Origin of the sequence: Aquisalimonas sp. 2447 (genome assembly GCF_012044895.1) — a bacterium.
Classification (GTDB): Bacteria; Pseudomonadota; Gammaproteobacteria; order Nitrococcales; family Aquisalimonadaceae; genus Aquisalimonas.
This window is the reverse complement of sequence record NZ_CP050695.1, coordinates 3,916,707-3,940,248: the sequence shown is the minus strand read 5'-3', so window position 1 is coordinate 3,940,248 and position 23,542 is coordinate 3,916,707. Positions and strand designations below refer to the sequence as shown.

Here is a 23,542-nt window from a genome sequence, read left to right as displayed (position 1 = left end):
GTTCCACGGGCCGTCCTGACGGGCGGTACGCGCAGGGGACGCGCCCACGCTTCCGGGTGATCCACGAGGTATGGCGACAGCCGCGGCATCCACGCAGAGCGAGCGACGCCGGCGCAAGAGCACCGCGTCTGTTCTGCTGACTTTCCTGGGTTCCATGAACCTGGCCATCACGCTGCTGGTGGCGCTGGCTATCGCGTCGGTGATCGGGACGGTCCTGCAACAGGGCCAGCCCTACCAGGACTATCTCCTCAAGTTCGGCCCCTTCTGGTTCGAGGTCTACGAGTTCCTGGGTCTCTACGACGTCTACAGTGCACCCTGGTTCCTGGTGATGCTGGCCTTCCTGGTGGTGTCGACGTCCGTGTGCCTGATGCGGCATACGCCCCACGTCTGGAAGGAGATGACCCGTTTCCGCGAGCACCAGCAGGAGCGCTCCCTGCGGGCGTTGGGGCATCGGCGTGAATGGGAACTGGACGCCGACACCGAGACGGTCGCGGCCACCGCTGAAGCGGCACTGAAGCGCCATGGTTTCCGCTCTCGTCGCAAGAACAAGGGCGACGGCATCATGGTGGCGGCCATGAGCGGTCGCAGTAACCGGGTGGGCTACGTTTTCACCCACCTGGCCATCGTCGTGATCTGCATTGGTGGCCTCATCGATGGCAACCTGCTGGTGCAGTGGCAGCACTGGACCGGGCAGTTGACCGTCGAGACCCGGGATATTCCGGTCTCTCAGGTGGATGACAGCAGCAAGATTCCGCCGCGCCGCACCGCGTTCCGCGGCAATGTCACCATCCCCGAAGGCGGGCGGGCCGGTGTGGTGTTCCTGCGGCTGGGCGAGGGGTACGTGGTGCAGGAGCTGCCCTTCCGGCTCCATGTGGAGGATTTCCGCATCGAGCACTACGACACCGGCGAGCCGCGCTCCTTCGAAAGTGACGTGGTGCTCCATGCGCCGGAGCTGGACGAACCCATCAGGCAGACCATCCGCGTCAACGAGCCGCTGGTTTACGACGGCCATGCCATCTACCAGGCGAACTTCGGTGACGGTGGCTCGCGGCTGGCGCTGCGTGCCTGGCCGATGGACGGCAGCGAGCCTGCCGAGCTGGAGACCCACGTCAACGAGGAGATGACCCTGCCAGGGGAGAACGGTCGTCGCCTGGAGGTCACCGACTTCGAGGTCTTCAATATTCATCCGGTGCCCGAGGCCACCAGCCGCCGGGAGGTGCGTAACGTCGGCCCCAGTTTCACCTACCGCCTGCGCCGGCCCACCGGCGAGGCGCTGGAGTACGAGAACTACATGCTGCCCGTGGACATCGATGGCGATTCCTATTTCCTCAGCGGCGTGCGGCGTTCACCCGGAGACGAGTTCCGCTATCTGCACATCCCCGCCGACCCTTCCGGGGGACTGGACCGCTTCATGGCCCTGCTGCAGCAGTTGCGTGACGAGGACGCCATTGCCGCGGCGGCGAATCGCGCCATGGAGGAGATCGGCATCACGGAAGAGCGGGTGCGCCAGCAGGTGGGCCGGGAGGCTCACGGCATGATCCAGACCCTGCTGGAGTCGGGATTCGATGCGGTCATGGCGGAACAGCAGCAACGCGCCGAGGCCCGCGGCGGCGATGCCCCGGAGCGGCTGATGGATTTCTACCGCCTGGTGGTGGAGCGCACGCTGTGGGAGGCGTATGCGCAGGTTCTTCTGGATGAGGACATCGATCCGGCGGAACCTGCAGAAGAAGATCTGGTCTTCTACAGTGACGCCATTACCGCCATGACGGCGTTGGCAGAGTACGAAGCGCCCGTGTTCCTGGAGCTCACCGACTTCGATCACCGCCAGGCCACCGGTCTGCAGATCGCACGGGCACCAGGCCAGAACATTGTCTACTTCGGGTCGCTACTGTTGACGGTGGGGATATTCCTGCTGTTCTACGTGGCCCACCGGCGCGTGTGGTGTTGGGTGCGGCCTGCATCCCGCGGCGCGCAGGTGCTGCTGGCTGGATCCAGCCAGCGCGATCCCATGGGCTTTGCCAAGGCCTTTGGCAAGCTGGAGGGGGATCTTGAGCAACGATTCGGAGATCGCCGCAGGGATGCCGCCAACGGGGTGAACGGAGACAACACATGAGTACCCAGCAGATTCTTGGTGAACACACCTACGACGATCGCGGCTTTCTCGCGCGCCTGTCCCTGTTCGACTGGGTCTGGGCTGTGGCGTTGCTGCTCGGCAGTGTGTATGCCAGCTACCATTTCGCGCCCTGGATGGACCGCTACGAGCACGGCATCCTGTACCTGACCTGGGCGTCCACCGTGGCCATCGGCTGGATGTGGAAACCGGCGCGGCTGTTCACCATCATCGTCGCCGTCGTGACGCTGTTCGCGGTGATGCGTTATCCGGACCTGGCCGCGGCCGAGAGCGATTTCTTCCTGAACTACCTGCTCTCCAGCCAGGCCGCCATCATGTGGATGTGCGCGCTGTTCCTGGCGGCGCCCGTGGTCTACTTTGCCGGACTGCTGGGCCGGGCCGCGTTCCTGGAGCGGCTGGGTACGGCCATGATGTGGCTGGCCAGCGGCGCGGGTCTGGTAGGCCTGCTGGTGCGCTGGTGGGAGTCCTACCTGATCGCTCCGGAGGTGGGGCGTATTCCCGTGACCAACCTCTACGAGGTGTTCGTCCTGTTCGCCTTCACCACCGGGCTGATCTACCTGTACTACGAGTACCGCTATCAGACCCGGGCGCTGGGGGGGTTCGTCGGTCTGATCATCGCGGCGTCCATCGGTTTTCTGCTGTGGTACCACTTCGTTCAGGGCGCCCACGAGATCGACCCACTGATCCCGGCGCTGCAGAGCTGGTGGATGAAGATCCACGTGCCGACGAACTTCGTCGCCTACGGGGCGTTCGCCATCGCTGCCATGATCGGCGTGGCCTACCTCATTCAGGCGCGCATGCCTGATGCCTGGCAGCGGCGCGGCCTGCCGTCGCCGGAGGTCATGGATGATCTCATGTACAAGAACATTGCCCTGGGCTTCGCCTTCTTCACCATTGCCACCATCCTGGGTGCCCTGTGGGCGGCCGAGGCATGGGGCGGTTACTGGAGCTGGGATCCCAAGGAGACCTGGTCGTTGATCACCTGGTTGAACTACGCCGCCTGGCTGCACCTGCGCTTCACCAAGGGCTGGCGCGGCACGCCCATGGCATGGTGGGCCGTGGTGGGGCTGTTCGTGGTGACGTTCACGTTCCTGGGTGTGAATATCTTCCTCAGCGGTCTGCACTCCTACGGCGAGCTTTAAGGAAACGCTGAATAATTCGCGCGGACACGCGCTCCCGGCTGGTTCAGCGTCTCCCTGGCGGGAACTGCCGTTTGGCGGCGCGGTCTGACGCTAGTGTAAGGAATAACAGAACGAGAGAGGGCATGAGATGAAATGGATGGGCTACTTGCTGGCAGTATTCCTGCTGGCCCCGGTGGCAGCGATGGCACAGAGCTTCCAGGCGGGCCAGGATTACCAGGTACTGGATGAGCCCGTGTCCACCAGTGTGGATGACGGTAAGGTCGAGGTGCGCGAGTTCTTCTCCTACGCATGCCCGCATTGCCATACGTTCCGGCCTCGCATCGAGTCGCTGATGGCGAGCCTTGGTGACAAGGCGCAGCTCGTGCATAACCCGGTGGTGTTCAACCAGAGCTGGGAACCGCTGGCACGCGCCTATTATGCGGCAAGTGCCGTGGACGCCGTGGATGATTCCCACGCCGCAATCTTCGATGCCCTGCACAACGACAACCGTCAACTGCAGGGCGCGGATGCCATCAGCGAGGTGGTGGCCGAGCAGGGCGGCGACCAGGAAGGTTTTCTCGACGCCTGGGACTCCTTCTCCGTGGACTCGCAGTTGCGCCGCGCCGAGCGCTCCGCCCGGGCCCACCAGGTCCGCTCCACCCCCACCGTCGGTGTGGCCGGGAAATATGTGGTTGATGTGCGTGCCGCTGGCGGCCAGGAGAGGATGCTGGATATCATCCGGTACCTGGTGGACAAGGAACACGAAGAAACTCAGTGAACGATCGCACCGCTGCTCCGGAGCTGGAAACCGAGCACGAGCCGCAGCTGGCCGGTAACACGCCGGGCCGGCTGCGGCTGCTGACGTACAATATCCAGACCGGCATCCAGAGCAGTCACTATGGGCACTACGTGACCCGTAGCTGGCAGCACCTGTTCCCCCATGCGGATCGCCCGCGCACGCTGAAGCGGGTCGCCCGGCTGACCCGGCCCTACGACCTGGTGGGTCTGCAGGAGGTGGACGGCGGCAGTCTGCGCAGCGGCTTCATCAACCAGACCGAGTTCGTGAGCCGCCTGGGAGGGTTCCCCTACTGGCACGACCAGACCAACCGTCGCATCGGCAAGCTGGCCCGGCACAGCAACGGATTCCTGAGCCGTTACCGGCCGCTGGAGATCCGCGAACACGCGCTGCCGGGTATGATCCCCGGGCGCGGGGCCCTGCACATGACCTTCGGCGGCCCCGGCGAGCCCCTGCACGTCATTCTGCTGCACCTGGCCCTGGGGGCGCGGACCCGCATGCGTCAGCTGGGCTATGTGGCGGACCTGATTGCACCGCTGCAGCACGTGGTGGTCATGGGGGATCTGAACTGTCCGGCGGAGAGCCGGGAAATCCGCGCGCTGCTGGACCGTACCAGCCTCAGCGAACCCACCCTGCTGATGCCTACCTATCCGAGCTGGCGGCCGCTGCATCCGCTGGACCATATCCTGGTGTCGTCATCACTCCAGGTAGAGCGGGCCGAAGTCGTCGACTACCCGGTGTCGGACCATCTGCCCGTGGCCATGGAGATCAAGCTCCCCGATTCGGTGATCCTGGTGCCCTGAGGGGCGGGTTACAGGACACTAGGCCAGGCGCCGGCCCGGCGTGGCATCCAGCATGCGGCGGAGGAAGGTGGTCGGTGCTGCAGCATGGCCGTAAATGTATCCCTGGACCATGTCGCAGCGTTGCTCACGAAGAAACGCCAGTTGTTGCATCGTCTCGACCCCTTCGGCGACAACCTGCAGCTCCAGCTGGCGGGCCATGGCGATGATGGCGGTGACAATGGCGCGGTCGTCAGGGTCGGCAAAGATATCCTGAATGAACGAGCGGTCGATCTTGAGCTTCGATACCGGCAGGTGCTTGATCTGGCTGAGTGACGAATAGCCGGTGCCGAAATCGTCCACGGCGATGCCGATGCCGAGCTCCCGCAGGCGGTGGAGCAGTTGCAGGCTCGGCTCCCGGTGCTGCATCAGGGCGCTTTCCGTGATTTCCAGTTCCAGGGCACTTGCGGGCAGGCCGTTCCGCCGCAGCTCCCGCTCAAGTACCGTTGTCAGTTGATCATCCAGCAGCTGCGGCCCGGCCACGTTGATGGCGACGCGGGGGACGTTGAGCCCCTGGCTGTGCCAGCGGGCGAGATCCGAGCAGGCGCGCTCCACCAGCCATTCGCCCATGGGCAGAATCAGTCCGGTCTCTTCCGCCAGGTCGATGAAGCGATCCGGCGCCACCTGGCCAAGTTCCTCGTCGTACCAGCGGATCAACGCCTCGGCGCCGCAAAGCTCGCCGCTGCGGAGGCAGACCTGGGGCTGGTAGTGCAGGTCGAAGGCCCGCGCTTCCACCGCCTCCCGGAGGCGGCGCTCAACCCGGTTGCGCCGGGCTGCACGCCGCTGCATTTCCGCATCGAACACCACCATCGAGTCGCGGCCCTGCCGCTTGGCCTGGTTCAGGGCAATCTCCGCGAAGCGGATCATTTCGTCGACTTCGCTGGTGTGACGCGGGTGGGTGGCCATGCCCATGCACGATGAAACGCGGATCTGGTGGCTGTCGATATGCACCGGGGCAGACAGCGCATGGCGCAGGGCGGCGAGCCGCTCGGCGGTCCGCGACGGCTGATCGTCATCCAGGGGTACCGTGAGCATGAAGGCGTCGCCGCCCCAGCGGGCGAGAATCTCGCCGGTGCCGGCAAACTGCTGCAGGCGGCTGCTCAGCGTGCGCAGCAGGAGATCGCCCACATCGTGCCCCATGAGGTCGTTGAGAATGCTGGCGTCGTCCAGATCGATCAGGACCAGACCGAATGGCCGTCGCCGCAGGCGCAACAGTGTGCTGAGGCGGCTGCGCAACAGCAGGCGGTTGGGCAGCCCGGTGAGCTGATCGAAGTAGGCAAGCCGGAAGATGCGCTGCTCGGACTGCTTGCGCTGCAGTGCTGCCGCCACCAATTCGCCGAGGCGACGCGCCAGGTAGATGGTGTCCCGTGACCAGCCGTCGTGTGGCGTGACCGTCTCGAAGCCGATCAGGCCGTGCAGTTCGCCGGAGAAAGTCACGGGCACCGCCAGCAGCGACTGGATGTCACGCTCGGCCAGCAGGGCGCGTTCATGGCGGGCGGCGGCAGGGAGGTGGTCGGCGCGGTTCACGGGCAGGGCACTGCCTTCACGCATGGACTGCATGACCCATGGCAGTGTCCTTAGCGGCAGGCGTCGGTAGGGCGCCTGGCCGCCGGTTGCACTGCTACGGCGCCAGTGGTGGCTGTTGCGCAGATGGCGGTGGCTGTCGGCAATCTGGTAGACGTGCGCCAGATCCGCCCCGCATTCCCGGCCAGCTTCGGCCAGGGCAGCATCGATGGCGGCATCGATGCCGTCCGGGGTGGCGTTGGTCAGGTTGTCGGCAATGCGCGCGAGCAGGGTCTCGATCTGATAGCGGCGGCTGAGCGCCGGAATCGTGCCCTCTGCCGTGGCCGCGTCCTGCCATGCCAGCAGCACGCAGCCATCTCCGGTGGGCCGCAGCCGGGCATGACGCCGTGTCGTGCGCTGTCCGGTGTGGACCCTGTAGTCCGTGTCCCGAGGGACACCCAGTTCGGCGCACTCACGTATGGCGTCCCGCAGCGCGCGCCGCTCCGTCTCCGGAACGGCTGTGTCGTCAACGGGGAGTACTTGCGTGTCCCTGTTCGGGCGTTTGCGCGGACGTCCCGCAGCATCAACGATGGCGATCTGTTCCCTGATCCCGTCGAGCAGTGCCGCGAGTTCGTTCGCCGTCAGGGAACCATCCAACGCGTGTTCGTCGTTGGCATCCCCCTGGTTGCCCACTCCCGGCGGTGGGGGAGAGTCAGCCATAGGATCGAGCGCTCCGTACCCGTTTCATTGTTATTCGCACTTGGCGCTGGCCAAAAAGCCTGGCGTCTCGGGTTGTTGCACTCGAAACCTATCGCAAGTTCGAGCCGGTGTCGAATTTTCCCGTGTCGGGTGGAGTTACCCCACCTCAGTTGGTGGGTTTGGATTTGAGGTCATGGACATAATTGTGATGGCGTTGGGCGTGAACACCTAGGGCCGCCGGGAGGTGCTTGGCCCGCGCGTGGGCACCAGCGAGACCGAGGGCTTCTGAAAGCATTCCCTGCGTGAGCCCCTCGGGGGCGGGGCCTGAGTGGGGTGGAGCTGGTCATCTTCGACGCCCACCAGGGGCTTAAGCGCGCAGCCAGCAAGGTGCTTCAGGCGAACTGGCAGTGCTGCCGGATGCACTTCTGCCGCGGCATCCTCTTCTATGTCGCCAAGCCCCACCAGGACATGGTGGCAGCGATGGTGCGCACGGTCTTCGCTCAGCAGGACCAGGGCCAAGCCCGGGAGTAATGGCGCAACGTGGCCGATCAGCTCCGCGGGCAGTCCTCGAAGGTGGCTGCGGCGATGGACGAGGCCCAAAACGATGTGCTAGGGCACATGGCTTATCCGGCCGCGGTGAGGTCGAAGATCAGCTCCACCAACCTGCTTGGAGCGGGTGAACCAGGATGTCAAGCGCCGCAGCAATATCGTGGCCATCTTCCTCAGCGACGAGGCGCTGACCCGCCTGCTGGTGGCCGTACTCACTGAGCAGACCGAGGAGTGTGCGACGGGGTGCCGCTCAATGGGCCTGGACAGCCTGCAGCACGTAACCCCTTGGATTCAAGAATCAAGTGCAACGGATTTTGAGAACGCATGAAGCTCTTCGTTCATGGCCTCTTCGGGTGTTTTCCAGCCGAGCGTTTTGCGGGGGCGCTGGTTGAGCAGCCGCGCAATGTCGTTGAGCTGGGTCTGGCTGGCTTCGCTGAGATCTGCACCTTTGGGCAGGAACTGGCGCAGCAGGCCATTGGTGTTCTCGTTGCTGCCGCGCTGCCACGGCGCGTGCGGATCGGCGAACCAGATATCGAGTCTCAAGCGCCGAGCCAGTTCGGCATGACAGGCCATTTCGCTGCCCCGGTCGTAGGTCATGCTCTGGCGCAGGATGGCGGGCAGATAACCCATCTGCCGGGAGAAGCCCTCCAGGGCGGCTTCAGCGGTCGTTGCGTTCATTTTGCTGAGCACCACGAAGCGCGTCTTGCGCTCGACAACGGTGCCCACCGCCGAGCGGTTGTACGCGCCCTTGATAAAGTCGCCTTCCCAGTGGCCCGGCATCAGGCGCTGTTCGATCTCTTCGGGTCGGTGGCGGATGCGCAGCGATTCGGGAACCATGGAGCCGCCCGCCGGCGTTGTTCGCCGCTGGCCGCGTTGGCCCTTGGCTCGGCGCAGAGCATCGATCATCGCCTTGCGCAGCGTCCCTTTCGGGTGGGCATAGATGGCCGCGTAAATGGTCTCGTGGCTGACGTACTTGTCGGGATCATCGGGGTCCATGGCCTTAAGTCTGCCGGCGATCTGCTCCGGCGACCAAGCCCTGTGGATCAACCGATCGCGCACCCAGGCATGAAGCCATGTGCCGGCCACCAATTTCTGGCCCCGCCCGCAGCGGCTGCGCCGCGCCCTGTATGCCTGCGAGGCGTGCGTCGGGCAATACGCGCCTGTGGCTGGCGAGTGCCCGCGCCGCAGTTCACGACTCACAGTCGCTGGGCAGCGACCAATCCGATGAGCCGTCTCTCGAATGCTCATGCCCCGTTGGTGTTCACAGAAGATCACGGCGCGCTCTTCACTGCTGAGGTGTCGGTATCCGGTATTCATCGCAACAGCCTACCTCCCAAGGGGGCAGGTGTTGCACTTGAAGGTTGAGCCTAAGGTTCATCCCTGGCCATGAAGCTTCTCTCGGCGTGTTGCGCGGCCGTGTCAAGAAATTCGTGGTTCGAGTAAGGCTTTTGTAGGCCTCCGGAGAATGCTTCAGCACTCCGTCAGCCGCTCCACGTCCACGGCCACGTGGCTGCGCTGCCCGCCGGAGCCACCGAAAATGACCCCTTTCAAAGGTGAGATGTCCCCGTAGTCGCGACCCCAGGCCGTGGTGATGTGCTGGTCCATGGGCACGACGTTGTTGGTGGGATCATAGTCGATCCAGCCCAGGCTGGGGTCGTAGACCGCGAACCACGCATGCGAAGCGTCGGCGCCCTGGAGTTTCTGCTGTCCCGGCGGCGGCAGTGTCTCCAGGTAGCCGGAGACATAGCGGGCGGCGATGCCCATGCTGCGGACGCAGGCGATGGCCAAATGAGCAAAGTCCTGGCACACGCCGCGGCGATCCCGGAACACCCGGTCGATGGGTGTGCTCACGGTGGTGGCCGTGGGGTCGTAGGCGAACTCCTGGTGAATCCGGCCCATGAGGTCGGCCACCGCGTCGGTAACCGTTCGCCCGGGAGGGAATGAGCTTTGTGCATAGGCCAGGGCCTCGTCGCTGAGCGGGACCTGCGGGGACGCCAGCAGGTACTGCCGCGCGTCGAGGCCATTCGGACTGCAGTCGCCACGGGTGGCAGTGGCAGCCTGCTCCCAGGCCATGCCGTTGGCCAGTTGTTGGTCTGCCGCTCCCTGCAGGAGCTCGACTTCGCTCACCGCGGTGACCGTGAGCTGGCTGTGCGGGTGCTGCATGGCGAAGTGCAGCACCCCGTTGCCGAAGAAGTCCACCCGCTCGGCCCGATAGGCCGGGGCCGGGTAGATGGTCACGCCGTGACTGTGTACCGATTGGACCGCCGTGTTCCGCGGTGCCAGCCGAGCCTCGTTGTAACCCCGGATGATGGGCTGCGCGTAGCTGTAGTCCGTGCGGTGGGTGATCCGGTACCGCATCAGCGCGTTTCCTGCAGCTCGGTGTTGGCCGCGGTCAGCTGGCGCGGGCCACGGGGGTCCGTGAAATAGGATTCGGCCAGGGTGCGGGCGGTGCGGTCCAGCAACCGCCAGGTGCGGGCCAGCAGCTGATCCAGCTCCGTACGACGGTCGCCATCGCTGTCCGTTGCCGCCAGTTTGTCTGCATCACTGAGCTGCAGGGCTGTGTGCGCCTCCAGGATTAGACGCTCCTCCTGGCTCAGGCCGCTGTCGCGTGCGGAGGTGCTCAGAGCCTGGAGCGCGGCCTTGAGCCGCGCCAGCTGGTAGCCCACCGCACGGGGGTTACGCTCGTGCATTAGCACAAGGTCCAGTACCGGCCGGGCCTGGGCCACCTGGTGATTCTTCCGCCGGTAGGCGTTGACACTCTCCAGATGGCTTAGCACCGCTTCCAGTACCCGGGATTCCAGGCGCGTCTCACGGGGCGTACTCATGGTGGCCCGCAGCAGGCTGCTGGTGAGCAGCCCGCGCTCCACGCAACGGCCCAGTTCCAGGAACCCCCAGGCCTGACTGTGCACCATGGTGTCGTCCTGAAGCCCACGCACCGCTGCCAGGAGGGTGATGGCTTCATCCAGCTCCGGTCCCGGATCGCCGTTACCGCCTTCCGCCAGACGCGCGCGGATGTTGCCGATCACCCGCCATGTGTCCTGGGAGAGACGATCCCGTACCGCGTGGGAGGCCGCCAGCATGGCCTGGAGGTTGAATGCCACCGTGCCGACCCGGCCAGGGTCCCGCAGGACGGAGCGCAACTCGGGCATGGGATCGGCAAGCAGCGTCGGGTTGCCGGACAGGAAGCCGGGCCGGGTGTCGGTGACCCGGGTCAGGGCCATCAGCAGCGTTTCCAGGGTCTGCTGATCCAGCGGGTCGCTATAGTCCTGGGCGGTTCGCTGCAGGCGCAGGATCACCCGCAGCAGGCGCAGCCCGTGTTCCGCCCGCTCGGCATAGCGGGCCATCCAGAACAGGTTCTCCGTGGCCGCCGGCGGTAGGGCGGCCGATCGGTCCGTGGGGGTATCCATGCCGCCCTCGGTGCTCATGAGACTGACTTCCCGCACCGGTTCCGAGGCGACGATCCAGGTGTCCTTGGACACCCCGCCCGCCTGGTTGGAGGCGTTGAGTTCACCCGCCGCCGGGGCGATCCGGGTGAGCCCGCCCGGCATCACGGCATAGCCGTCGGGGCGCCCCACCAGGAAGGCCCGCAGCGTGGCTGCGCGGGGTTCCAGCCCTTGCTCGCCCAGGGTGGGCACCGAGGAAAAGCGTGCCTGCTGCTGGGCGGCGAATCGGTGCGGCGCGCTCTGGATGCGCCGGGCCAGGGTCTCCCGGCCTGACGCATCCAGAGCACTGCCGAACAGCGTCGCAGGCCCTGACCCCGGTGCAATGGGTTTGATCACCAGCTCGTCCAGGTGCGCGATGACGTGTTCCAGCGAGTCGGGATCACCGCACCACCAGGTTGGCAGGGTGGGCAGATCCAGTTCGTGCCCGAGGAAGTACTGGGCGATCCCCGGCAGAAAGGCGTGCAGGGCGGGATTCTCCAGGACCCCCGCACCCAGCGGGTTGGCCAGGGCCACGTTGCCGCGTCGCGCCGCCTCGGTGAGGCCGGGGACCCCCAGCAGGGAGTCGCCGCGCAGTTCCAGTGCGTCGCAGTAGTCATCGTCGAGCCGCCGCAGGATCACGTCCACCGGCTCCAGACGGCCCATGGACCGGAGCCAGACCCGGCCGTCGCGCACCGTGAGATCACCCCCTTCCACCAGCGTGTACCCCAGGTAGCTGGCCAGGAACGAGTGTTCGAAGTAGGTCTCGTTGAGCGGGCCCGGGGTGAGCACAACCACGCTGGGCTCGTCCTGTCCACGGTCCGGGGCCAGCGCCGCCAGGCTGGCGCGCAGGTTCTGGAAGAACAGCGCCAGGCGGTGCACGTGGGACTCCCGGTACAGGCTCGGCATGGCCCGGCTCATCACGACCCGGTTCTCCAGGGCGTAGCCGGCGCCGGAGGGCGACTGGGTGCGGTCGCCGACCACATGCAGTCGCCCGTCATTGGTGCGGGCCAGGTCGGCCGCATAGATCGTGAGCGGGTGCGCCAGCTCCGGATCGTACGGGTAGCACGGCCGCAGGAAGCCACTGTGGCCGTAGACTACCTCCGCCGGCAGCAGCCCGCGTTTCAACAGTTCCTGCGGACCGTAGATGTCCTTGAGAATCAGGTTGAAAAGCTCGGCCCGGCGCTGCAGCGCGCCTTCCACCTGGGCCCATTCATCGCTGCCGATGAGCACCGGGATCGGGTCCAGGTCCCAGCTGCGCTCCTGGCCCTGCGGATCGCCGTAGACGTTGTAGGTCACACCGCGCTCGCGCAGCAGGCGCCGTGCCTGCCCGTGGCGCTGCCGGAGGTTGTCCACGCCCAGTGCGTCCAGAGCGTCCGCCAGGTACTGCCAGGTGGCGCGCACCTGGCCATTGGCCGCGAACATCTCGTCCGGCTGGTCGGACAGACGATGGTACGTGGACAGGAGCGTGGACTCGGGGCTGGCTGACATGAAAGGGCCTGGGGGCTGTTGATCGTCGCCAGAATAACCCGAGCAGCCCCGCCGCGCTAAGCCTGATTCCCGCTCCGGCCTCCCGGCCTGGTCCCGGGTCGGGTCATGGTACTGATCCCGGCCGTGGGTCCGCCAGATCCAGCAGGTACGGCGCCTCGGGGCTGGCGGACGGGCCCGGTGGCACGGCGGGTGTCCGCGGGCTGCCCTCGGGCAGGACGCGCCCGCGGGCACAGAACCCCGGGGGAGGGCCCGGTGGCGCCGGCCGCGCCTCTGCCGGTGAGCCGGGAGGCGTCGGAGTCGTGATACCCGTGGCTGGTGACAGCGGGGGAGGGCTCCAGGTGCCGGTGTCGGGAAGTTCGTAGGTACAGCCGCCAAGGGTCCGGCCAGTCCAGGTGTCCACCAGGTCGAATACCAGGGCGCGGACCGGCGGGACACCGGGATACAGCGTGGCCGGCGGATCGGCCATCTTGCAGCGGATCCCGGCCACGGCTTCCCCCGCCCTGCCGGTCTCCTGCAACGGGACGCGGTGGCCGTTGCACAGCAGCACGTGGCGGCCGGGCGTCAGGCCGCTGAGGTGCACCTGGAAACGGGCGTTGGCCGGATCGATGAAACGGAAGCTGCCCCGGCCGGTGCTCTCCTCCGCCAGCACCGGCCAGGGTTCCAGCGCGGGTTGCAGGCGCAGGCGAACCGGGCCCGCGTGCAGGTCGGCCAGTTGCGGGAACATCCATGTCACCCAGGGCGCGAACCAGCGAGCATCGAGGCTGACGCCGCACTCGGCGAGTTCGGCCAGGACTGCGTCGAAATCCCGCTGCAGGACCTCGGGTAGCAGGAAGCGGTCGTGCAGGGCGGTGCCCCAGGGCACCGGGGCACCGCTCTCCGGATGCTCCGCCAGCCGCAGCACGATGGCCCGCAGCAGCAGTGACTGCAGGGCGGCGAGCCCGGCGTGCGGCGCCATGGCAAAGGCGTGCAGCTCCACTATGCCCAGCCGTTCGTTGCCCGCGCCCGCTGGATACAACCGGTGCAGGCGGAATTCGCCGCCCCGGGGGTCGCCGGTGGGATCGGTGACCAGGTGCGAGAGCACACGGTCCCCCAGCCAGGGCCGGTCGCAGTCGCCGTGGGGCAGGCGTTCCAGGGCCAGTACCAGTTCGTGCATGTGGCTGCCGCTGACTTCGTCCAGTCGCGGCGCCCAGCCGTCGGCGCCGACCCGGGGGCCGGCGAACAGGTAGGAGAGACTGGGGTGGCGCTGCCAGTAGAGCAGCAGCGAGCGCAGCAGCCCCGGGTTGCGCAGGAACGGGCTAGTGGCCGGGGTCGGTCCGCCCAGTTGGCGACCTGCTCGCTGTCCCGCCGGTGCTGGTAGATCGGGGTCACCGGTCCAGGCGGCCAGTCCCAGGCATTGCGCCTCGCCATAGACCGCCTGCAGCCAGGCGCACTCCTGGTGCCAGTCCGGCGCTGGCGGCACGGTAATACGCAGGGTGCCGGTTTCCGGTTCCAGTTCAAGGCATTGCAGGTGCGGGTCGGCGGGTGGCGTGTAGCCCTCCAGATGCAGGGGCAATCCGTGTTCGGTGGCGGCGGCCTCGACGGCGCCCACCAGGTAGAGGAAATCGTCACTGCTGGCCAGCGGCGGCAGAAAGACGTGGAGCCGGCCCTGGCGGCGCTCCACGCACAGGGCTGTGGTGGGTATGAGGTCGGCCCCGGTCGCGGCGCCGCTGTTCCCCGGCGCGGGCGCGAGCGGTGCGTTGGCATCCCACGGCGAGCGGGCCGGCGGCGGCTCCACCCGCCCCGCCGCGGCCCGGGGCAGCCCGCCCAGCGGCAGCCGGAAGCCCATGGGCGCCTCGCCGGGGAGCAGCGTCACCGTCCCGCGCCGGGTGGGCCACGGGCCGCTGCGCCAGGTGCCCGTATGCGGATCCCGGTGCAGCGGGAGCACGAATCCAGTGGGTGCGCCGTGGGCACGATCCAGGTGCCGCGCCAGGGCCAGGCGCGCCTCCGGTGTGGCCAGATCGTTGGCATCGGGCTGGAAGTCCGCGGCCAGGCCGTCGTTCCACAGGGCGTAGAGCTGGTCCTCGTGGGCCGACAGAAGGTCCTCCGGGGCGAGGCCCAGTTGCTGGGCGATGCCGGTGGCCAGGGTCAGCACGGCCTCCTGCCCGGGACTGTCATCCCGCCCCGGCACATTCAGCAGGGCCGGTTCCTGCCACGCCGGCGTGCCATCCCGGCGAGCAATGCAGTGGATGCGCCAGCGCGGCGCCGGCTCCCCGGCAAACCACTCTCCCTGGCCGGTACAGATCACCCCACCCGGGAGAAGCCGGTCGCGCAGCCGGCGGGCCATCCTTTCGGCGGTGGCCAGCTTGTCCGGACCCGGGCCCGTGGTGCGCCATTCCGGTGCCGCCGTGTGATCCGGACGGGTGAATTCCAGTGCGGTCGCGCCGGTCAGAGCGATGTTGTGGTCCTGCAGGCGTTTATCCACCTCGGCGGCGGTCTCTCCGATGGTGGTCCACTGCGCGTCGGTGTAGGGCCCGTCCGCCTCCCGGTCTGCCAGGGTGATCACCTGCAGGTGCTCACTTACGGTCTCCTCGCAGGCCTCCCGGTAGCCGACCACCGGCCGCAGGCGCAGCGGATCGGCGGCAGTGGCCAGGGGGATGTGCTGCTCCGCCGTGAACAGACCCGTCACCGGGTCCATGCCGATCCATCCGGCGCCGGGCAGGTACGCCTCCACCCAGGCGGCCAGGGCGGCGTGATAGTCCGGCGTGGTGCCGGTGAGCCGGTAGCCGGACACCAGTCGTGCGGCGACCCCGCAATGGCGCAGTGCCAGGGTGAGCAGCCACGCCAGTGCCCGCGGGGAGCCGGTACCGGCGGCGAGCACGGCATCGGTATCGACGCTGCCAGGGGTGTCGACGTCCGCCGCGGCGAGGCTCTCGCCGACGCGCTGGTTGAGGGCGGTGACACGCTCGATGGTGGGGGTCGCGGTACCGTCCAGCCCGGCAAGCCAGGCACGTGTGGCCGGTCCGCAGGCCGGCTGCAGCAGGTACGGCGCGAGATCGCGGGCAAGCTGTTCCGGGTAGTCGAAGGGGTGGCTGACGGCGTAGGGCTCCGTCAGGAAGTCGAAGGGGTTCACCGGTTGCAGTTCTGCCAGGATCTCCACGTCCAGGGTCAAGTGGCGGACCGGCTCCGGCAGATCCAGCCGCGCCAGATGGTTCTCGAAAGGATCGCGGAGCCAGTTCAGGAAATGCGTGCGCGGATCCACCCGCAACGTGTAGGCGGTGACGTTGGCGCGGGTGCCGGGAGCCGGGCACAGCCGCAGCCAGTGAGTGGACAGCCGTACCGGTCGGTCGAACCGGTAGTCCAGCCGGTGACGCAGGGCAATGCGGGGTGCGGGCTCGCTCATGAGCGGGGCTCCCGACGCAGATCCAGGGTGTGGGGGCAATCCGGGTCCGGTTCCTCCGCCGGTGGTGTGGCGGGGTCGCCGCGGCGCATCCGCAGCGCGGCGAGCCAGTCCGGCCGGGTGTCGCCGCCGGGGCTGTGGCCCCAGTCCCAGAAGCGGGTCATGCGGCGCGCCTCGGCCTCGTTGGCGTTGATGGGGACGGTGTCGTAGGCGCGACCGCCGGGGTGGGCGACATGGTGGACGCAGCCGCCCACCGGCCGCCCCAGGCCGGTGTCCACCAGGTCGAACACCAGCGGGGCGTGGACGGGCACGGTGGGGTGGCGGCCCAGAGGGTCCGGCCAGGCGCGGAAGCGCACGCCGGCCACGTAGTCCCCCGGCGTGCCCGTGCACTGCAGCGGCACCCGACGGCCGTTGCAGGTGATCAGGTGGCGGTCGGGATCCAGCCCGGAACAGCGGATCTGCACCCGCTCCACGGAGGAGTCCACCGCCCGGGACGACCGCTGGATGGAGCTCTGCACTTCCACCACCGGCCAGGGTTCCAGGGCGGTGCGCAGTTCCAGCTGCACTCCGTCGTAACTGGCGCGTCCCAGGACCGGAAAGCGGAATTCGTGAAAGGCCGCGAACCAGCTCTCCTGCACCGGGTAGCCGGCGGCGTTCATGTCGGCGACGACCTCGCGGAAATCCTCCCAGGTGTAGTGGGGCAGCAGGAAGCGGTCGTGGAGCAGCGTGCCCCAGCGGGCCAGCGAATGGTGATACGGAGTCTGCCAGAAGCGGGCTACCAGCGCACGCAGAAGCAGCATCTGCGCCAGGCTCATGCGCGGATGCGGCGGCATCTCGAAGGCGCGGAACTCCACCAGGCCCTGGGCGCCGCTACCGTGGTCCGCGGCGCAGAGCTTGTCGATACTGAACTCCGCGCGGTGGGTGTTGCCGGTGAGGTCCGCCAGGCAGCTGCGCAGGGTGCGGTCCACCTGCCGCGGGGGCGTGTCGGCCCCGATGAGGCTCAGGGCCTTCTCCAGCATGGGCACGAAAGCCTCGCCGCGTTCGTCCACCCGCGGCGCCTGGGATGTGGGCCCCAGGAACAGCCCAGAGAACAGGTATGACAGGGCCGGGTGGTGCTGCCAGTAGGTAATCAGCGAACGCAGCACGTCCGGCCGGCGCAGAAAGGGGCTGTCCGCCGGGGTCGGCCCGCCCAGAGTGACGTGGTTACCCCCGCCGGTGCCGTAGTGGCGCCCGTCCACCATGAACTTCTCGGTGCCGAGGCGGGCCTGCCGGGCATCTTCGTAGAGGGCCACGGTGGTCTGCTCGAGGCTGTCCCAGTCCCGGGCCGGGTGGATGTTCACCTCGATGACACCCGGGTCCGGCGTTACCCGGAGCGCCTCCAGTGCCGGCGTGCGCGGCGGCTCGAAGCCTTCCAGGAGCACGGCGGTGCCGGTTTCCGCGGCGGTGGCCTCGATGGCTTCGATCAGGGTGACAAAGGGCTCGAACCCCCGCACGGGTGGCAGGAAGACATGTAGGTGCCCCTGCCGGGCTTCGACACACAGGGCCGTGCGGGGAACCGTCACGGAGGCATCGGTTGCCGCCTCGGCGGCGGCAGGCTGTCCGGTCGTCGCGCCGGTCTGTCCCGGCCCGGGCGCGGTGGCCGCCCGGGGCGATGTGCCGCGCCGCACCGGGGCGGCGGTCCGCGCGGGCAGTTCAGCGACGGGCAGGCGCAGCCCCATGGGCGCGGCCCCGGGCGCCAGGGTCAGCGTCCCGCCGGGCAATGGCCACGGGCCCGATTGCCAGCTTTCGGTGTCATTGTCCCACTGCAGCGGCAGGGCATAACCCACGGGCGTGTCCAGGCCGCGGGCCAGTGCCAGGCTCAGATCATCCCGGTAGGCCGGTGCCCAGTCCAGGGCGATGGGGTCCACGTCCGGCGGGCCGCTGGCTTCTCGCCAGAGGTAATAGAGCCAGTCCTCGTACCCGGTCAGGACATGGCCCGGATCCGTGCCCAGGCGGGTTGCCAGCTGCTCGGCGAACGCCCGGGCATCGGCGGTGGTGTGGTCCGACGCGTCGCGCTCGTCCGCCAGCAGCGACGAGTCCTGCCACAGGGGCTCACCGTCGGTGCGCCAGAAACAGCCCAGGGCCCAGCGCGGCAGGGGTTCCCCGGGGTACCACTTGCCCTGTCCGTGATGCAGGAGTCCGCCGGGGGCGAATCGGTCCCGGAGGCGGTGCAGCATGGCCTCCGCCCGCTCCCGCTTGTGCCGGCCGAGGGGTTCGGTATTCCACTGCGCGGACTCCATGTCATCCACGGAGACGAAGGTGGGCTCGCCACCCATGGTCAGGCGCACGTCCATGGCGTCCAGCTCGGCGTCGATGCGCCGGCCCAGGGCCTGCACGGCGGCCCACTGGGTGTCATCGTACGGCGCGGTGACCCTGGGGTCCTCGTGGGCGCGAATCACCCGATTGGCGAACTCGAACTCCACCTCGCAGGGGTCGGTAAACCCGGTGACGGGGGCGGCACTCACCGGCTCCGGAGTGCACGCCAGGGGGATGTGTCCCTCGCCGGCGAACAGTCCCGAAGTGGGGTCCAGGCCGATCCAGCCGGCGCCGGGGATATACACCTCCGCCCAGGCGTGCAGGTCGGTGAAGTCCTCCTCGGTGCCGGAGGGGCCGTCCAGGGCCTTCTCGTCGGCGCGCAACTGCACCAGGTAGCCGGAGGCGAAGCGGGCCGCCAGGCCCAGATGCCGGAGGATCTGCACCAGCAGCCAGCCGGTGTCGCGGCAGGAGCCGATCCCCCGCTCCAGAGTCTGTTCACAGCTCTGGATGCCCGGTTCCATGCGTACGGTATAGCCGATGTCCTGCTGCAGGCGCTGGTTGATGGCCACCAGGAAGTGGACGATGGGGCGTGGGGAACGGTCCACGGCGGCGAGCCATTGCCGCAGCAGCAGTCCGGTGTCAGTGGTCTCGAAGTATGGCTGGAGCTCTTCCCGCAGCAGGGCGTCGTAGCGGAACGGGAACGTCTCCGCGTGCTGCTCGACGAAGAAGTCGAACGGATTGAAGACGCTGAGCTCCGCGGTCAGATGCACCGTGATCGCCAGCGATCGTACCGGTTCGGGGAAGCGTACCCGTGCCAGCCAGTTGCCGAACGGATCCTGTTGCCACTGTAAATGGTGGTTTTCCGGCTGGATCGCCAGGTGGTACCGGTGCACCGGCGTGCGCGTATGTGGCGCCGGTGCCAGGCGGATCAGGTGGGGTGACAGGTGAACGTCCCGGTCAAAGTGATACCCGGTGTGGTGCTCGATACCGACGTGGATGGCCATGGTGGGGCGTTCCCCGGCGCAGTCAGGCGGTGGGCACCGTGTCCGGTGTCATCCGGAACCACACGTCGGCCACCTGCTCATGGATGTCACCGATCCCCTCCTGCAGGGTGTCGATGTAGGCGTGGAGTTCTTCCAGGCCCATCTCCCGGGGCATGGCTTCCTGAATACGACGCTGCAGGCGACCGACCCGGAGCAGGGGCGCGTCGTTGCGTGGCAGCGCCTTCAGGCAGCCTTCGCCGACGGCGATGTTGTACGCGAACGCCCGCGGGAAGAAGTAGTCCTGCAAAAGGAAGCGCACCGCGTCCGGCCCTACCACCCGCGGGTGAATGCGCTGGCGGTACATCTGCAGTGCCGACAGTGAGCGCAGCACGTTCACCCAGAAGATGTTGTCGTACTCGCTGGGGGCCTCCTCGCGGGGCATGAGAATGGTCACGGCGCTGTCGACGATGCGGGTGGTCATGTCGGCGCGCTCCAGGCTCTGCCCCAGGCGCACGAAGTCGTAGGCGGAGTCGTGGCTCATGGTGCCGTCCAGCAGCCCGCTGAGGTGCTGACAGCGGAAGATGACCTCGTGCAGGAAGTCGAAGCGGTGGCGGCGCGCCAGGGACTTCTGGGCATGCTCCTTGACGTACAGGTACAGCCGGTTCATGGCTTCCCAGGCTTCGGTGGGGAGCAGTTCCCGGGTGGTGCGGGCATTCTCCCGGGCGGCGCGCACCGAGGTGAGCACGGAGCCGGGGTTGAACGTATCGGCGAGCAGGAACTTGACCACGTTGCGCTCGTCGTAATTCTTGTAGTGTCCGGCGAAGGCCTCGTTGGCGCCGGTGATGTCCGCCAGGCTGTGCCAGCTGGGACTGATGTCCCGCGGCAAATCCATGACTTCGTTGGAGTATGCACTCACCAGCCGCGCGGTGCTCTCGGCCCGCTCCAGGTAGCGCCCCATCCAGTAGACCCGTTCAGCGACCCGCGAGAGCATCAGCGCCCCTCCTGTGTATCGACGATCCACGTGTCCTTGCTACCGCCGCCCTGGGAGGAGTTCACCACGGTGGACCCCTTGCGCAGGGCCACCCGTGTGAGCCCGCCGGGGGTGACGTACATGTCGTCGCCCTTGAGGACGAACGGTCGCAGGTCCACATGCCGGGGCTCGACGCTGCCGTCGGTGACCGTGGGCACCGTGGACAGGCGGATCAGCGGCTGGCCGATGTAGTTGCGTGGGTCCTTGCGGATCTGCCGGGCGAAGGCCGTCCGCTCCTTCTTGGTGGAGGTCGGGCCGATGAGCATGCCGTAGCCGCCGGACTCGTTGGCCGGCTTGACCACGAGTTCATCCAGGTGGTCGAGCACGTATTCCCGCTCGTCGTCCAGGTAGCAGCGGTAGGTGGGCACGTTGGGGATGATCGGTTCCTCGGCCAGGTAGTAGCGGATGAAGTCCGGGACGAAGGCGTACACCACCTTGTCGTCGGCGACGCCGGCGCCGGGGGCGTTGGCCAGGCCAACATTGCCCTTGCGCCAGGCGCGCATGAGGCCGGGCACGCCCAGAGCGGAGTCTTTTCGGAACACCTCCGGGTCCAGGAACAGGTCGTCGATGCGACGGTAGATGACATCCACCCGCTTGGGGCCGTCGATGGTGCGCATATACACGCAATCATCAGCGGCCACCATGAGATCGGAGCCCTCGACGAGTTCCGCGCCCATGTGCTGGGCCAGGAAGGAGTGTTCGAAGTAGGCAGAGTTGTAGATGCCGGGGGTGAGAACCACCACCTCGGGGTAGTCCATGGGCCGGGGGGACAGAGCCGCGAGCATGTCGAACAGCCGGGTGGGGTAGTTGCCCACGGGTTCGATGCTGGTGCTCTCGAACAACTCGCCGAACACCCGCTTGGTCAGCACCCGGTTTTCCATCATGTACGACACGCCGGAGGGCACCCGCAGGTTGTCCTCCAGCACCATGAAGTCGCCCTTGTGATCGCGGATCAGGTCCGAGCCGCAGATGTGTGCCCAGGCGCCCTGGGGCGGCTTCACGCCAATGCATTCCGGGCGGAAGTTGACGGAGTTCTTCAGCAGCTCCCTGGGGAAGACGCCGTCGTTGATCACTGCCTGTTCGTCGTAGATGTCGGCGATGAACATGTTCAGGGCCCGCACCCGCTGGCGCAGGCCGGCGTCCACGTCCCGCCAGGTGGCGGCGTCGATGATCCGCGGAATGATGTCGTAGGGCCAGGCGCGATCAATGTTCTCGCCCTCGGAGTACACCGTGAAGGTGATGCCCATCTCCAGGATGGCCAGTTCCGCCGCCTTCTGCCGTTCCCGGATCTCGTCGGTGGACAGGGAATCCAGGTAGGTCATGAGTTCCCGGGCAGGTTTGCGGATCTTGCCGCTGGAATCGATCAGTTCATCGTAGAAGTCCTTGGTCTTGTACGCCTGCCAGTCGACGGTCATGTCCGGGCTCCACCCTCTGGTGCGGGAACTCGCTTGAGCGTACCGGAGGGGGAGGGGTGCGCCAACAGCCAATGGCGGGGTTTCGCCGACCCGGATGGAGAACGATGCCGGGGTGCACCGTGATGATGCAGATGTGCGGGCGTCTGCACGCCCGGGGTGCGGCGGCGGAGCATGCGGGGGCGATCTGCCCCCGCATGCTCAGGGCTTATGCCGTGGGCAGGGAGTAGTCCTTGAAGTCTTCCCGCAGCTTTGCCTTCTGCAGCTTGCCGGTGGCGCTGTGCGGCAGTTCCTCGACGAACACCACATCATCCGGCAGCCACCACTTGGCCACGTGGTGGCCCAGGTACTCCAGCACGCCGTCCTTGTCCACGCTGGAGCCCTGCTCCCGTACGCACACCAGCAGCGGGCGCTCGTCCCACTTCGGGTGCCTGGCGGCGATGACCGCCGCCTCGGCGATCTCCGGGTGGCCCACCGCAGCGTTCTCCAGATCGATGGAGCTGATCCACTCGCCGCCGGACTTGATCACGTCCTTGGTGCGGTCAACGATCTCCATGTAGCCTTCCCGATCGATCTTGGCCACGTCCCCGGTGCGGAACCAGCCCTCGTCGTCGAAGGCCTTGGCGTTGGCTTCCGGGTTCTCGTAATAGCCCGAGAGAATCGCCGCGCCGCGGACCAGCAGCTCGCCGAACGCCTCGCCGTCGTGGGGCAGACTCTTGCCGTCGTCATCGACGATCTTCATCTCCACGCCGAATACCGCGCGGCCCTGCGTGCACTTGATGTCCAGCTGTTCCTTGGGCGAGAGGTGCTTGTCCCGCGGGCGCACCAGGGACACGGTGCCGATGGGGCTCATCTCGGTCATGCCCCAGCCCTGCAGGCCTTCGACGCCGTAGGTTTCCTTGAACTCGTTGAGCATGGCGCGGGGCGCTGCAGAACCTCCGATGAGCACATGCTTGAGGCTCTGGAACCGCTTGCCGGCCTCGCGCATGTGCTTGAGCAGCCCCAGCCAGACCGTGGGCACACCCCAGGCGTCGGTGACGCCCTCGCCGTTCATCAGCTCCTCCAGGCTCTCGCCGTCCAGGCGCGGCCCCGGGAGGACCAGCTTGGCGCCCACCATGGGGCCAAAGTACGGCACTCCCCAGGCGTTGACGTGGAACATGGGGACCACCGGCAGCATGGCGCTCTCTTCGTCCATGGTCAGACCCGGCACGGTGAGCACGAAGAACGAGTGCAACACCGTGGAGCGATGGGAGTACAGCACCCCCTTGGGATTGCCCGTGGTGCCCGAGGTGTAGCACAGCGACGAGGCGGTGTTCTCGTCAAACTCCGGCCAGTCGAACTCCGTGGGTTGATCGGCAATGAGATCCTCGTAGCAGTGCACATTGGGCAGCCCCGTCTCCGGCATGTGCGCGCGATCGGTCATGATCACGTAGCCGGCGACCCTGGGCAGGTGGTCCTTGAGCTTGTCCAGCAACGGCACGAAGGTCAGATCCACAAAGACGTATTTGTCTTCGGCGTGGTTGACGATGTAGGTGAACTGGTCCGCCGGCAGGCGCGGATTGATGGTGTGGCAGATGGCGCCGATGCCGGAGGTGGCGTAGTACACCTCCAGGTGCCGGTAGGTGTTCCAGGCAACGGTGGCAACCCGGTCGGTGCTGTGCACCCCCAGCTTCTGCAGGGCATGGGCCAGCTGCCGGCTGCGCCGCGCCGCGTCCCGGTAGGTGTAGCGGTGCAGGTCGCCCTCCACCGTCCGCGAGACCACCTCCTGGTCCGGGAAATTGCTGGCGGCGTACTCGATGATCTGCGAGATCAGTAGCGGCCGGTCCATCATCATTCCGCGCATCGTCTCCTCCTGCTTCTTGGTGTGTGGTTGTCGGGAGACGCTGAGCAATTCACGC

The 23,542-nt window shown here is 67.3% G+C and carries 14 protein-coding genes and 1 pseudogene; 6 read left to right on the top strand and 9 right to left on the bottom strand.

Translation table 11 applies throughout. The features are described 5' to 3' along the window. Positions 1 to 70 precede the first annotated feature (70 nt). From KU884_RS18645 to KU884_RS18630, 4 genes are all read left to right on the top strand, one after another. Positions 71 to 2,113, top strand: coding sequence for a cytochrome c biogenesis protein ResB (locus KU884_RS18645; RefSeq protein WP_167784022.1), 2,043 nt, complete (start codon positions 71 to 73; stop codon positions 2,111 to 2,113). Further along, the gene (ccsB, locus tag KU884_RS18640) at positions 2,110 to 3,273 is read left to right on the top strand and encodes a c-type cytochrome biogenesis protein CcsB (RefSeq protein ID WP_167784021.1); all 1,164 of its coding nucleotides are present in this window, start codon (positions 2,110 to 2,112) and stop codon (positions 3,271 to 3,273) included. The genes KU884_RS18645 and ccsB overlap by 4 nt, the downstream gene beginning before the upstream one ends. A 127-nt stretch (positions 3,274 to 3,400) precedes the next feature. After that, positions 3,401 to 4,030, top strand: coding sequence for a thiol:disulfide interchange protein DsbA/DsbL (locus KU884_RS18635; RefSeq protein WP_167784020.1), 630 nt, complete (start codon positions 3,401 to 3,403; stop codon positions 4,028 to 4,030). After that, positions 4,027 to 4,851, top strand: coding sequence for an endonuclease/exonuclease/phosphatase family protein (locus KU884_RS18630; RefSeq protein ID WP_254432121.1), 825 nt, complete (start codon positions 4,027 to 4,029; stop codon positions 4,849 to 4,851). Before KU884_RS18635 ends, KU884_RS18630 begins: the two co-directional genes overlap by 4 nt. Positions 4,852 to 4,869: 18 nt before the next feature. Here the strand turns inward: KU884_RS18630 and KU884_RS18625 are convergent, their stop codons facing one another. Continuing rightward, entirely contained in the window at positions 4,870 to 7,110 is a 2,241-nt protein-coding gene (locus KU884_RS18625; RefSeq protein WP_167784019.1) for a bifunctional diguanylate cyclase/phosphodiesterase, read from the bottom strand. Between the two features lie 312 nt (positions 7,111 to 7,422). Here KU884_RS18625 and KU884_RS19070 point away from each other — a divergent pair. Both KU884_RS19070 and KU884_RS19325 read left to right on the top strand, forming a co-directional pair. Next, positions 7,423 to 7,857: pseudogene (locus KU884_RS19070) on the top strand (transposase). Beyond that, complete coding sequence (locus KU884_RS19325) at positions 7,766 to 7,966, top strand: transposase (protein WP_167784016.1); 201 nt, start codon at positions 7,766 to 7,768, stop codon at positions 7,964 to 7,966. Before KU884_RS19070 ends, KU884_RS19325 begins: the two are co-directional and overlap by 92 nt. On the opposite strand, the gene KU884_RS18605 is transcribed toward KU884_RS19325, so the two are convergent. The 8 genes from KU884_RS18605 to KU884_RS18570 all read right to left on the bottom strand — a co-directional run bounded on the left by KU884_RS18605 (position 7,930) and on the right by KU884_RS18570 (position 23,487). Beyond that, the gene (locus KU884_RS18605; RefSeq protein ID WP_167781469.1) at positions 7,930 to 8,955 is read right to left on the bottom strand and encodes an IS30 family transposase; all 1,026 of its coding nucleotides are present in this window, start codon (positions 8,953 to 8,955) and stop codon (positions 7,930 to 7,932) included. The two genes, KU884_RS19325 and KU884_RS18605, sit on opposite strands and share 37 nt — an antisense overlap. Positions 8,956 to 9,108: 153 nt before the next feature. Then, on the bottom strand, positions 9,109 to 9,996 hold the full coding sequence (locus tag KU884_RS18600; RefSeq protein WP_167784015.1) for a transglutaminase family protein: 888 nt from the start codon (positions 9,994 to 9,996) through the stop codon (positions 9,109 to 9,111). Further along, positions 9,996 to 12,548, bottom strand: coding sequence for a circularly permuted type 2 ATP-grasp protein (locus KU884_RS18595; RefSeq protein WP_167784014.1), 2,553 nt, complete (start codon positions 12,546 to 12,548; stop codon positions 9,996 to 9,998). The genes KU884_RS18600 and KU884_RS18595 overlap by 1 nt, the downstream gene beginning before the upstream one ends. A gap of 103 nt (positions 12,549 to 12,651) precedes the next feature. Then, complete coding sequence (locus KU884_RS18590; protein WP_167784013.1) at positions 12,652 to 15,927, bottom strand: transglutaminase family protein; 3,276 nt, start codon at positions 15,925 to 15,927, stop codon at positions 12,652 to 12,654. Further along, the gene (locus KU884_RS18585) at positions 15,924 to 19,223 is read right to left on the bottom strand and encodes a DUF2126 domain-containing protein (RefSeq protein WP_167784012.1); all 3,300 of its coding nucleotides are present in this window, start codon (positions 19,221 to 19,223) and stop codon (positions 15,924 to 15,926) included. Before KU884_RS18585 ends, KU884_RS18590 begins: the two co-directional genes overlap by 4 nt. A gap of 22 nt (positions 19,224 to 19,245) precedes the next feature. Continuing rightward, on the bottom strand, positions 19,246 to 20,193 hold the full coding sequence (locus KU884_RS18580) for an alpha-E domain-containing protein (protein ID WP_167784011.1): 948 nt from the start codon (positions 20,191 to 20,193) through the stop codon (positions 19,246 to 19,248). Then, positions 20,193 to 21,647: a circularly permuted type 2 ATP-grasp protein gene (locus KU884_RS18575; RefSeq protein ID WP_167784010.1), complete on the bottom strand. Its 1,455-nt coding sequence runs from the start codon at positions 21,645 to 21,647 to the stop codon at positions 20,193 to 20,195. The genes KU884_RS18580 and KU884_RS18575 overlap by 1 nt, the downstream gene beginning before the upstream one ends. A gap of 205 nt (positions 21,648 to 21,852) precedes the next feature. Continuing rightward, positions 21,853 to 23,487 (bottom strand): 3-(methylthio)propionyl-CoA ligase, encoded by a 1,635-nt coding sequence (locus KU884_RS18570; RefSeq protein WP_167784009.1) that lies wholly within the window; start codon positions 23,485 to 23,487, stop codon positions 21,853 to 21,855. Between the last annotated feature and the right edge of the window lie 55 nt (positions 23,488 to 23,542).

What these genes read in the sequence shown, in the direction of transcription:
- KU884_RS18645 (WP_167784022.1), top strand. Translation starts at nt 71, where the DNA reads ATGGCGACAGCCGCGGCATCCACGCAGAGCGAGCGACGCCGGCGCAAG.
- ccsB (WP_167784021.1), top strand. Translation starts at nt 2,110, where the DNA reads ATGAGTACCCAGCAGATTCTTGGTGAACACACCTACGACGATCGCGGC.
- KU884_RS18635 (WP_167784020.1), top strand. Translation starts at nt 3,401, where the DNA reads ATGAAATGGATGGGCTACTTGCTGGCAGTATTCCTGCTGGCCCCGGTG.
- KU884_RS18625 (WP_167784019.1), bottom strand. Translation starts at nt 7,110, where the DNA reads ATGGCTGACTCTCCCCCACCGCCGGGAGTGGGCAACCAGGGGGATGCC.
- KU884_RS18605 (WP_167781469.1), bottom strand. Translation starts at nt 8,955, where the DNA reads ATGAATACCGGATACCGACACCTCAGCAGTGAAGAGCGCGCCGTGATC.
- KU884_RS18600 (WP_167784015.1), bottom strand. Translation starts at nt 9,996, where the DNA reads ATGCGGTACCGGATCACCCACCGCACGGACTACAGCTACGCGCAGCCC.
- KU884_RS18595 (WP_167784014.1), bottom strand. Translation starts at nt 12,548, where the DNA reads ATGTCAGCCAGCCCCGAGTCCACGCTCCTGTCCACGTACCATCGTCTG.
- KU884_RS18590 (WP_167784013.1), bottom strand. Translation starts at nt 15,927, where the DNA reads ATGAGCGAGCCCGCACCCCGCATTGCCCTGCGTCACCGGCTGGACTAC.
- KU884_RS18585 (WP_167784012.1), bottom strand. Translation starts at nt 19,223, where the DNA reads ATGGCCATCCACGTCGGTATCGAGCACCACACCGGGTATCACTTTGAC.
- KU884_RS18580 (WP_167784011.1), bottom strand. Translation starts at nt 20,193, where the DNA reads ATGCTCTCGCGGGTCGCTGAACGGGTCTACTGGATGGGGCGCTACCTG.
- KU884_RS18575 (WP_167784010.1), bottom strand. Translation starts at nt 21,647, where the DNA reads ATGACCGTCGACTGGCAGGCGTACAAGACCAAGGACTTCTACGATGAA.
- KU884_RS18570 (WP_167784009.1), bottom strand. Translation starts at nt 23,487, where the DNA reads ATGCGCGGAATGATGATGGACCGGCCGCTACTGATCTCGCAGATCATC.